The sequence below is a fragment of the Pedobacter sp. 22163 genome (assembly GCF_052045595.1).
In the GTDB taxonomy this organism is placed as follows: domain Bacteria; phylum Bacteroidota; class Bacteroidia; order Sphingobacteriales; family Sphingobacteriaceae; genus Pedobacter.
This window is the reverse complement of sequence record NZ_JBQEPM010000027.1, coordinates 1-1432: the sequence shown is the minus strand read 5'-3', so window position 1 is coordinate 1432 and position 1432 is coordinate 1. Positions and strand designations below refer to the sequence as shown.

Here is a 1432-nt window from a genome sequence, read left to right as displayed (position 1 = left end):
TGGACTGCCCCCAAAAAGTTGGACAAACTTATTAATTATTTAATACTTGTGTCCGGTATTCAACCGGGCTCATTCCATTTAAGTTCAATCTTATCCTTTTATTGTTATAATAACTAATATACTCATCAACATCACCCTTCAGCTCCTCCACCGACAGGTATTTTTTGCGGTAGAACATCTCAGACTTTAGCGTACCAAAAAAGTTTTCCATTACAGCATTATCCAGACAGTTGCCCTTTCTGGACATGCTCTGTGTAATTCCATTCTTGTGCAGGATAACCTGATAACTCTTCATCTTGTATTGCCAACCCTGGTCGGAATGCAGTATGGGTTTGGTATTACCTGGTTTTTTTTTCAATGCCCGGTCCAGCATATCGGTAACCTGCCCGAAGTCCGGCCTTAGGGATTGCGAATAACTTATAATCTCTCCATTGAACAGATCAATTATGGTAGAGAGATACAGTTTCTTGCCAGTTACATTGAATTCTGTCACATCAGTTGCCCATTTTTCAAACGGCCTGTCAACATTAAACTCCCTATTGAGTATATTGGGGACTGTTTGGCCCTCTTCTGCTTTATATGACCTGTATCTCTTAAGCCTGACGGTACTTTTCAGTCCCATCTCTCCGGTAAGCCTCAATACTGTCTTATGGTTGATGGTGTGTCCTTCCTTTTTTAGCTGGAGCAGCATCCGCCTATAGCCATATCTGCCTTTATGCTGATTGTAGAGCGCATTGAGGCGGTTCCTGACCACTCCGTACTTGTCGTCTGTACCACTGCATTTTATACAGTAATAAAATGAACTCCGCGCCATACCGGCCACTCCTAAAAGCACTGACAGGTCAAACATATTCCTTAATCCCTGAATGATCAGCGCTTTTTGTTTTTCTTTGATTCTTCTTTCTGGATTAAGGCCCGTAACTTTTTTAAAAACGCGACCTCCGCACGTAAACGATTGTTTTCTTCCAGGACCTGTTCATGATCTGTCTGGAGGGAAGGTGCTTTTTTCGGAATCTTTGGATTCATGGGATGATGTTTTTTCCTTGTTCTTTCAGACAGCCCCTCGAATCCAGCAGATTCGTATATCCTTAACCAATTTGATAGGACACTGTTACATCTGATGTTAAACTGAAGGCATGCCTCCCTCAAAGATACCTTATTGGAGATAAAGTAACGGATAACCTCAAGTTTGTTTTCCAATGAATAGACTGTCGACTGGGGGATTAGTCCGGCCTCTCCAAAACGCTTATAGAACTGTACCCACTGATAGACCATACGCCGTTCGATACCATTTTCCCTTGAGATTGAATCCAAAGGTTTCTCTCTACTTAAGACCTGACCGATGATAGCCAGTTTAAATTCCAGGCTATACTTAATTTTTCTGCTCATAAAATGCTCCTCTTTAAGTGTCCAACTTTTTGGGGGCAGTCCA

At 42.0% G+C, this 1432-nt stretch carries 2 protein-coding genes; both read right to left on the bottom strand.

Translation table 11 applies throughout. The features are described 5' to 3' along the window. Positions 1-31 precede the first annotated feature (31 nt). On the bottom strand, positions 32-871 hold the full coding sequence (locus tag ACTJKN_RS27315) for an IS3 family transposase (RefSeq protein ID WP_440828771.1): 840 nt from the start codon (positions 869-871) through the stop codon (positions 32-34). Then, a partial coding sequence (locus tag ACTJKN_RS27310) for a transposase (RefSeq protein ID WP_440828770.1) occupies positions 871-1432 on the bottom strand: 562 nt, incomplete at its 5' end. The genes ACTJKN_RS27310 and ACTJKN_RS27315, both read right to left, overlap by 1 nt.